The organism is Kitasatospora purpeofusca (genome assembly GCF_042691725.1).
Classification (GTDB): Bacteria; Actinomycetota; Actinomycetes; order Streptomycetales; family Streptomycetaceae; genus Kitasatospora; species Kitasatospora purpeofusca_B.
Window position 1 is genome coordinate 5,551,373 of sequence record NZ_CP170483.1, and the last position, 9,015, is coordinate 5,560,387.

Here is a 9,015-nt window from a genome sequence, read left to right on the forward strand (position 1 = left end):
TCTAACGTTGTTCACATCCCCGCCCGTCCGAGGTGGACCCGATGCGATCGGGTCCGGGTCCCCGGTGCACCGGCAGGGTGAAGCTAGCTCCCGGTCGAAAACTATCCCCTGCGCGATGTCGCCGGACGGGTGGAACGGACGAGGCTGGGGGCAAACGGGTGGGCCCACTTCTTAGGAGACGACAGTGACGACGGCAGCAGCAGCCGTGTACGACCCCCAGCTTCCCGGCGGTGCCGCCGCCGCCGTCGCCGCCTCGGCTCGTCAGGTGACCAAGGCCTACGGCTCCGGCGAGACCAGGGTCACCGCCCTGGACGCGGTCGACGTCGACATCCAGCGCGGCCGCTTCACCGCGATCATGGGCCCCTCGGGCTCCGGCAAGTCGACCCTGATGCACTGCCTGGCCGGTCTGGACACGGTGACCGAGGGGCGGATCTGGATCGGCGACACCGAGATCACCGGTCTGAAGGACAAGCAGCTCACCAGGCTGCGCCGGGACAAGATCGGCTTCATCTTCCAGGCGTTCAACCTCCTGCCGACGCTGAACGCGCTGGAGAACATCACGCTCCCGATGGACATCGCCGGTCGCAAGCCGGACCAGGCCTGGCTGGACCGGGTGGTGGAGACGGTCGGCCTCTCGGGCCGGCTGAAGCACCGTCCGACGCAGCTCTCCGGCGGCCAGCAGCAGCGCGTCGCGGTGGCCCGGGCGCTGGCCGCCCGTCCCGAGATCATCTTCGGCGACGAGCCCACCGGGAACCTCGACTCCCGTTCCGGCGCCGAGGTGCTGTCCTTCCTGCGCCGCAGTGTCGACGAGCTGGGCCAGACCATCGTGATGGTCACCCACGACCCGGTCGCCGCCGGCTACGCGGACCGCGTGCTCTTCCTCGCCGACGGCGTGATCGTCGACGAGATGCACGCCCCGACGGCCGACTCCGTCCTCGAACGCATGCGCCGTTTCGACGGCAAGCGCACCAGCTGAGCGGGTAGGGGCGTACAGGACCATGCTGCTCAAGACGTCACTGCGGAGCTTCTTCGCCCACAAGGGGCGGATGCTGCTCTCCCTGATCGCGGTCGTGCTGTCGGTCGCGTTCGTGTCCGGGACGCTGGTGTTCTCCAACACCGCGACCAGTACCTTCGACAAGCTCTTCGCGTCGACCGCCTCCGACCTCTCCGTCCGGCCCGCCAAGCCCGAGTTCGGCGACGATCCGCGCGCGAAGACGCTGACCGTCCCCGCCGACAGCGTCCGGAAGGTCGCCGCGATCCCCGGGGTGAAGACGGCGATCGGCCAGGTGTCGGTCCAGAGCGCGACCCTGGCCGACCCGGCCACCAACAAGCGGGTGGGGCCGACCTCCGGCGCCCCGACGATCGTCGGCAACTGGGCGGACACCCCGCGCAACGCGGTCGAGATCACCTCCGGTCACGCTCCGCAGGGCGCCGACCAGGTCGTCGTCGACGCGGACACCGCCAAGAAGGCCAAGCTCGCCCTCGGCAGCAGGCTGCGCGTGATCACCGCCGACAAGCACGACTTCACCATCGTCGGCATCGCCACCTTCAAGACCACCAACCCCGGCGCGGCGCTGGCCTTCCTGGACACCGCCACCGCGCAGAACGTGCTGCTCGGGCAGAGCGCGTACACCTCGGTCGAGGTGTTCGGCGACGGCGCCCGCTCCGACGAGCAGCTCAAGTCCGCCACGCTGGCCGGGCTGGGCGCGGGCGTCCAGGCGAAGACGGCCGCCGAGCAGAAGGAGGAGAGCGCCGACAGCGTCGGCTCCTTCCTCGACTTCATGAAGTACGCGATGCTGGGCTTCGCCGGCATCTCGCTGCTGGTCGGCGGCTTCCTGATCATCAACACCTTCTCGATGCTGGTCGCCCAGCGCACCCGGGAGATCGGCCTGCTGCGCGCCGTCGGCGGCAGCCGCAAGCAGGTCAACCGCTCGGTGCTGGTGGAGGCGCTGCTCCTCGGCACGGCCGGATCCACGCTCGGCATCGGCGCCGGCCTGGGCCTGGCGGTCGGGCTGATCCAGCTGATGAACGCGGTCGGCATGCACCTCAACGCCGGGGACCTGAAGATCGGCGCGGACGTCTTCATAGCCGGGTACGCGGTGGGCATCGTGATCACCGTGCTCGCGGCCTGGATCCCGGCCCGCCGGGCCAGCCGGATCGCGCCGATCGCCGCGCTGCGCGACCACGGCACCCCGGCCGAGGCCCGCTCCAACACCGTCCGGGCGGTCATCGGCCTGGTGCTGACGGCCGGCGGCGGCGGTCTGCTGGTGCTGGCCGCCAAGGCGGAGAAGCTGGCCACCGGCGGCCAGTACATCGGGCTGGGCGTGCTGCTCACCCTGATCGGCTTCGTCGTCCTCGGCCCGTTGCTGGCCACCACCGTGGTGCGGGTGCTCGGCGCCCTGCTGCCCGCCGTGTTCGGTCCGTCCGGCAAGCTCGCCCAGCGCAACGCGATGCGCAACCCGCGCCGCACCGGCGCCACGGCGGCCGCGCTGATGATCGGACTGGCGCTGGTGATCGGCGCCTCGGTCTTCACCTCCTCGATGATCAAGTCCACCAATGAGCAGCTCGACCGCTCGGTGGGCGCCGACTACATCGTCTCGGCCGGCCGCAACGGCGTCTCCCCGGAGATCGTCGACGCCGTCCGCAAGACCGCGGGCATGGACCACGTCACCGAGCAGAAGCTGCTGCCCGCGCGCTTCACCGCACCGGACGGCAAGACCTCGGAGGAGGGGGTCTCGGCGGTCTCCGCGCAGTTCACCGACGACTTCCGGCTGCCGGTCAAGGAGGGCAGCGCCGACTCCCTCAAGCAGGGGGCGCTGGCGGTCGGCGAGGACTTCGCCAAGGACCGCGGCCTCAAGGTCGGCGACAGCATCACGGTCGACTACGGCCAGGGCCGGGTCCAGTCGCTGCCGGTCGGCGTCATCATGACCAAGGGCAACTCGTTCTTCGACGGCAACGTCTTCGCCTCGTTCGAGGCCGTCGCCAAGGCGGTGCCGGCCGCCGACCAGCCGGTGGACGCCGTGCTCTTCGGCAAGGCCGCGGCCGGGGTCGACGTCGCCAGGACGCTCAGCGCCCTGGAGGACTCGCTCAAGGAGTACCCGCAGGCCACGGTCCGCGACCAGGCCGGCTACAAGGACCTCGTCCAGGAGCAGATCAACACGCTGCTCTACATGATCTACGGGCTGCTCGGCCTGGCGATCGTGGTCGCGGTGCTCGGCGTGGTCAACACCCTGGCGCTCTCGGTGGTCGAGCGGACCCGCGAGATCGGCCTGCTGCGGGCGATCGGGCTCTCCCGCCGCCAGCTGCGCCGGATGATCCGCCTGGAGTCGGTGGTGATCGCCCTGTTCGGCGCCTTGCTCGGCACCGGCCTCGGCCTGGCCTGGGGTGTCACCGGCCAGCGGGTGCTGCGGACGCAGGGGCTGGAGTCGCTTTCCGTCCCGGTCGCCACGATCCTCTTCACGCTGGTCGCCTCGGTGGCCATCGGCCTGCTGGCCGCCCTGATCCCGGCCTTCCGGGCCGGGCGGATGAACGTCCTCGCGGCGATCGCGACGGACTGACCGGAGGCGACCCCCGGATCGGGGGACCGGGGGTCGCACCGGAGAACACCGGAGAACACGGGGGATCCGGGGACCGGGGGAAGGGGTAGGGTGCCGCGTGCGCCCTGCCCCTCGCCGTTCTCCCGCGGTCCGGACGGCTCACGCGCTCACGGGCAGATGATGTCGCTCGCCCGCTCCGCTGCGCTCGGCGCCGCCTCCTCCGTCCGTACCCCGCCCGCCGGGCCGGGCGGTGCCGCACCCGGCACCGGGGGCGGCGGGGCGGCAACCGCCGCCGGTGCCGTTGCCCCGGCCGTCGCTCCCGCCGCCCCCACCGCCGCACCCGCCGTCGGCGTGGCCGCCGGGTAGTCCGCGCCCGCGTACAGCTGGAGGATCACCCCGAGCCCCGCCACCGGCGTCAGCTCGGCCTGCGGCACCGCGCCCGCCAGTGTCCGCGCCGACTCCTCCCAGCGCGGGTCGTACCGGATCACCGTCCGCCCGGCCGCCGTGCCGGCCGGGGCGTTGGAGGGCGTCCCGGTGGTGGCGAACCCGGCCCGGCGCAGCTCGGCGTCGACCTCGGCACCCAGCCCCGCCGTGCCCGCCGCGTTGAACACCTGGACGTGCACCTGATCCGGTGCGACGGCCGCCGGAGCCGGATCCGCCGGATCCGCCGGGGCCGGATCCGCCGCTTCGGGAGCCGTCGCCCCGTCCGTCAGCGGCCGCCCCTCCCGGACGGAGTCGAACAGCTCCTGTGCCTGCTCGTCGTCCCACAGCACCGTCGACCCCCACCCCGCGACCGGATGGTCCACCGAGGCCAGCGGCACGGTCACGAAGTCGGCCCGACCGTCCGTCAGGTCCTTCATCCGGGTCGCCAGGGTGATCACATCGTTGGCCGCGAGCCCCTTGTCGGCCTTGACCGAGCCGAGCAGGCTGTCCGTCACCCGGGCCAGCCGGACCGGGTTGAGCAGGGTGCCGCTGCTGGTCACCTCGTGCAGCAGCTGGGCGACGAACTTCTGCTGCCGGTGCATCCGCCCCAGGTCGGAGCTGCCGTCCACGTGCCGGGCGCGCACGTACTTGAGCGCCCCCGCGCCGTCCAGGGTGCTGGTGCCGGCCGGCAGGTCCAGCCCCGAGTACTCGTCCTTGAGCGGCTTGGCCGTGCAGACCCGGACCCCGCCGACGGCGTCCACGGCGGCGACGAACCCGGCGAAGTTCACCTGGAGGTAGTGGTCGATCCGCAGCCCGGTGTTCTGCTCGACGGTGGCGACGGTCAGCTGCGGCCCGCCCAGCCCGTACGCGGCGTTGATCTTCCCCTTCCCGGCCGGGATCTCCTTGTGGGTCGCCGGGTCCTGGTGGGCGGGAATGTCGACATAGGAGTCTCGCGGGATGCTGATCACACTGGCCCGGGTTCCGTCCCCGGCGAGCCGGACGATCATCATCGTGTCGGTGCAGTGGCAGGACTCGCCCCCGGCGTGCAGCACGGTCTTCAGCGTCTTCTCCGGGATGCCCTCGCGCTCGTCGGTGCCGACGACCAGGAAGGTGGTGGCGCTGTCGTCGGCCGGCCGGACCCGGTCGCCGCCGAAGGCGTCGACCCGGTCGATCGCACCGATGCCGTGCAGCACCGCCCAGCCGCCGCAGGAGGTGGCGAGGATGCTGAACGCGAAGCCTGCGGCCAGCCGGCGGGGCCAGCGGCGCCGCCGTCCGCGGGAGGATCCGGGCTGGGCGGAGAGGGGGGAGACGGGCATCTCTCGGATGGTAGGGGCGCCCTCGGCCGGGCCGGGTGAGGGCGCGCCGGGGCCGGGGAGTACGGTGGGCCCCGATTGGTGAAACGTTCCTCCTGGCGCTCTCCTGCGACGGCGGAACGCCCCGTCGGCGTTCCCTCGCGTCCGCCCGCCCCCGGGCCCGGCACAGCGGCCCAGACCGGGACAAGACGGCACCCCGTCCGCACCGGTACGGTTGGCCCCGATGAACACCAAGGCTGCTGAGGAGCTGCCGGCGGTCTCCGTGATCATGCCGGTGCTCGATGAGGAACGACACCTGCGCACGGCCGTCCGGCACATCCTGGAACAGGACTACGCCGGGCCGATGGAGGTGGTGATCGCCCTCGGTCCGTCCGTCGACCGCACCGCCGAGATCGCCGCCGAACTCGTCGCCGAGGACCCGAGGGTCCGGACCGTGGAGAACCCCACCGGACGCACCCCCGCCGGGCTGAACGCCGCGATCCGCGGCTCAAGTCACCCGATAGTGGTACGGGTCGACGGCCACGGCCTGCTCACCCCGGGCTACATCACCACGGCGGTCCGGCTGCTCGACGATATGGAGGCCGCCAACGTCGGCGGCATCATGCACGCCGAGGGCGAGACCGAGTGGGAGCACGCGGTCGCCGCCGCGATGACCTCGAAGATAGGGGTCGGCAACGCCGCCTTCCACACCGGCGGCCTGGCCGGCCCGGCGGACACCGTCTACCTCGGGGTGTTCCGGCGCGAGGTGCTGGAGCGCCTCGGCGGCTACAACGAGGAGTTCGTCCGCGCCCAGGACTGGGAGCTCAACTACCGCATCCGCCAGGACGGCGGCCTGGTCTGGTTCACCCCGCAGCTGCGCGTCACCTACCGCCCCCGGCCGAGCGTCAGGGCGCTGGCCAAGCAGTACAAGGACTACGGCCGCTGGCGCCGGGTGGTCACCCGGTACCACAAGGGCTCGGTCAACCTGCGCTACCTCGCGCCCCCGGCGGCCTTCCTCGGCGTCACGCTCGGGCTGGTGCTCGGCGCGGCCGTCCACCCGGTCTTCCTGGCCGCCCCCGGGGCCTACCTGCTCGGCATCCTCGGCGGCGCGCTGGTCGAGGGCCGCGGCCTGTCGTTCAAGGCGAAGGCACTGCTGCCGGTGGCCCTCGCGACCATGCACCTCAGCTGGGGCTTCGGCTTCCTCACCTCGCCGCGCTCGCTGGCCCGCAAGGTGATCGGCAGCCGCTCGCCGTCCGCCACCGACGTGGTGGCCGGGCGCGGCTGACCCTCGGCGGCCCCCCGGCCCCGACCGGCCAATCCCGCGGACCCGCCCTCCTGTCCCCGCCCCCGGCGCTATCGTCGGGCGCCATGGGGACAGTTGAGGGCGGGTCCGCCGCCGTTTCCGCCGATGCCCGTGTCGATTCCGGTGCCGGGGCCCGGATCGAGCCGACCGCCGACGTCGACGGGAGCGCGGTGCTCGGCGCCGGGACGACCGTCTGGCACCTCGCCCAGGTCCGCGAGGACGCGGTGATCGGCGCGGACTGCATCATCGGCCGCGGCGCCTACGTCGGCCCCGGCGTGCGCATCGGGGACCGGGTCAAGCTGCAGAACCACGCGCTGGTCTACGAGCCCGCCGTGCTGGAGGACGGCGTCTTCGTCGGTCCGGCCGCGGTGCTCACCAACGACCTCTACCCGCGCTCGGTGGACGTCGACGGCCGGCTCAAGCGCGGCGACGACTGGCACGCCCGGGGCGTGACGCTCCGCCAGGGGTGCTCGATCGGCGGCCGCGCCGTCCTGGTCGCCGGGGTGACGGTGGGCCGCTGGGCCCTGGTCGCGGCCGGCGCGGTGGTCCACCGGGATGTCCCGGACTTCGCCCTGGTGGCCGGTGTCCCGGCCCGCCGGATCAAGTGGGTCGGCCGGGCCGGCGAGCCGCTGGAGCCGTCCGGCGCGGACCGCTGGCGCTGCCCGCGCACCGGCGAGGAGTACCGGGAGTCCGACGGCGTGCTCGCCCCGGCCGACGCTTCCTGACCGCGGCCGGGCCGGGTCGGGCCGGGCTACTTCGCGCAGACGTCGGTGTCGTCGGCCTGGACCCGCTGGAGGTCCTTCGGCGCCTCGGTCGCCGGCGCGCTCGGGGTCGCCGCGGCAGCCGCGGCGGCGGGCGCGTCCTTGCCGAGCACCAGCACCAGCCCGTCCTTGGCGCCCAGCTTCGGGTCCGCCTTGACCGCGTCGGCGGGCAGGCCCAGCGCGGCGGCCAGCGCCGCCGCCTCGGTGGCCTTCCCGGCCGGGTGGGAGACCGTGGTGGTCGCCGCGACCGGTGCGTTGGCGGAGGTCGCGGCCCGGGCGTAGCCCTTCGCCTGGAGCCGGTCGACGGTCTGCTGCGCCTGCCCGGGCGTCCCGCTGCCGTTGCGCACGGTCACCCGCAGCTCCTTCGCGTCCGCCGCCGGAGCCGCCGGAGCCACCGACGCCGCCGAGGTCGTCGGAGCCGCCGAGGTCGTCGGAGCCGCCGGGGCCGTCGGCGAGACCGGAGCCGCGGTGGACGCCGCGGACGCCGCCGCCTCGGTCAGCGACCGGTCGCTCCCGACCATCGAGAACAGCTGCCCGGCGTCCGGCTGCTTGAGTATCAGCCGGTTCTCGTCCGCGGGGTCGTCCAGCACCGGCACGGTGGCGAAGGTGATGTTCTTGGTGTCGACCTTGCTGACGTCCAGCGCGAGGCTCGTCAGCTTGTCGACGCTGCCGATCCCGGAGTCGACGGTGAGCGCCTTGGTGGAGGCGTCGGCGAGCTTCCACAGCTTGGCCGGGTCGGTCAGGGTGCCGTTGCTCTTGACCGAGCGGATCATCGAGCTGATGAACTGCTGCTGCAGCGGGATCCGGGTGAGGTCGCCGCCCTGCCCGACCGCGTGCCGGGTGCGGACGAAGGCGAGCGCCTCGTCGCCCTGGACGACGTGCCGGCCCTTGCTCATCTTCAGGTGCGAGTCCGGGTCGTTGATGTCCTTGGCCGCGCAGACCTCGACGCCGCCGACGGCGGTGGAGAGCGTCTTCACGGCCTCGAAGTTGACCATCACGAAGTGGTCGACCCGGATTCCGGTCATCTTCTCGACGGTCTTCCAGGTGCAGCCCGGATCGCGGCCCTCCTGGCCGAGGCTGTTGTTGAACATCGTGCGCGACTCACCGGGGATGGTCTTCCCGTCGGGCGTCCGGCAGTCGGGGACCGGCACCATCAGGTCGCGCGGAATGCTGAGCACGGTCGTGTTGGTGCGGTCCTTGGAGACATGGAACAGCAGCGTGGTGTCGGCGTGCCCGGCGCTGCCCTCGTCGCCGTACGAGCGGCCCAGGCCCTCCCGGCTGTCGGTGCCGATCACCAGGATGTTCAGGGCGTCGCCGACGGGCTGGGGCCGCTCCGCCTCGTCGCCCAGCTGCACCTTGACGGCGGTGATGTTGTTGTTGAAGTGCTGGTACGCGTAGTACGCGCCGCCGCAGCCGGCCACCAGGACGAACGCGCCGAGGCCGCCGGTCCACTTCAGCAGCCGCCGGCGGCGGTTGCGCCGCGCCGCGCGCGCCCGGCGGTGGGCGGCCCGGCCGCCGCCGGGCGGGAGCCCGTCCCCGGACGAACGCTCGGCGCCCGGGGAGGGTTCGGGGGCGGACTCGGCGGGAGCGCGCCGGCGCTGGACGGGGATGCCCCGGGCCGGGTCGAACGGGGGCGGCCCCGCGTCCGGCGTGACGCCGTGGGTGTCCTTCTGCACGGGTGTTCCCTCCCTCCGACCGGT

At 73.1% G+C, this 9,015-nt stretch carries 6 protein-coding genes; 4 read left to right on the forward strand and 2 right to left on the reverse strand.

Annotated elements, in window-relative coordinates; all coding sequences use genetic code 11:
• Nucleotides 1-184: 184 nt before the first annotated feature.
• Nucleotides 185-976, forward strand: coding sequence for an ABC transporter ATP-binding protein (locus tag ACFCLZ_RS23985; protein ID WP_380279122.1), 792 nt, complete (start codon nucleotides 185-187; stop codon nucleotides 974-976).
• A gap of 22 nt (nucleotides 977-998) precedes the next feature.
• Nucleotides 999-3,557, forward strand: coding sequence for an ABC transporter permease (locus ACFCLZ_RS23990; RefSeq protein ID WP_380279123.1), 2,559 nt, complete (start codon nucleotides 999-1,001; stop codon nucleotides 3,555-3,557).
• 146 nt (nucleotides 3,558-3,703) lie between these two features.
• On the opposite strand, the gene ACFCLZ_RS23995 is transcribed toward ACFCLZ_RS23990, so the two are convergent.
• On the reverse strand, nucleotides 3,704-5,275 hold the full coding sequence (locus tag ACFCLZ_RS23995; protein WP_380279125.1) for an LCP family protein: 1,572 nt from the start codon (nucleotides 5,273-5,275) through the stop codon (nucleotides 3,704-3,706).
• Between the two features lie 220 nt (nucleotides 5,276-5,495).
• Between ACFCLZ_RS23995 and ACFCLZ_RS24000 the strand changes: the two genes are divergently transcribed.
• Nucleotides 5,496-6,536 carry a glycosyltransferase family 2 protein gene (locus tag ACFCLZ_RS24000; protein ID WP_380279127.1) on the forward strand — a complete coding sequence of 347 codons (1,041 nt, stop codon included), beginning with the start codon at nucleotides 5,496-5,498 and terminating at the stop codon, nucleotides 6,534-6,536.
• Nucleotides 6,537-6,619: 83 nt separating this feature from the next.
• A complete protein-coding gene (locus ACFCLZ_RS24005) occupies nucleotides 6,620-7,279 on the forward strand; it encodes a DapH/DapD/GlmU-related protein (RefSeq protein WP_380279129.1) in 660 nt (219 codons plus the stop codon).
• A 26-nt stretch (nucleotides 7,280-7,305) separates the two neighbouring features.
• Here the strand turns inward: ACFCLZ_RS24005 and ACFCLZ_RS24010 are convergent, their stop codons facing one another.
• The gene (locus ACFCLZ_RS24010) at nucleotides 7,306-8,991 is read right to left on the reverse strand and encodes an LCP family protein (protein WP_380279130.1); all 1,686 of its coding nucleotides are present in this window, start codon (nucleotides 8,989-8,991) and stop codon (nucleotides 7,306-7,308) included.
• Nucleotides 8,992-9,015 lie beyond the last annotated feature (24 nt).

Excerpts from the sequence above, each read along its gene's own strand:
- ACFCLZ_RS24005 (WP_380279129.1), top strand. The coding sequence starts at position 6,620 with ATGGGGACAGTTGAGGGCGGGTCCGCCGCCGTTTCCGCCGATGCCCGT.
- ACFCLZ_RS23995 (WP_380279125.1), bottom strand. The coding sequence starts at position 5,275 with ATGCCCGTCTCCCCCCTCTCCGCCCAGCCCGGATCCTCCCGCGGACGG.
- ACFCLZ_RS24000 (WP_380279127.1), top strand. The coding sequence starts at position 5,496 with ATGAACACCAAGGCTGCTGAGGAGCTGCCGGCGGTCTCCGTGATCATG.
- ACFCLZ_RS23990 (WP_380279123.1), top strand. The coding sequence starts at position 999 with ATGCTGCTCAAGACGTCACTGCGGAGCTTCTTCGCCCACAAGGGGCGG.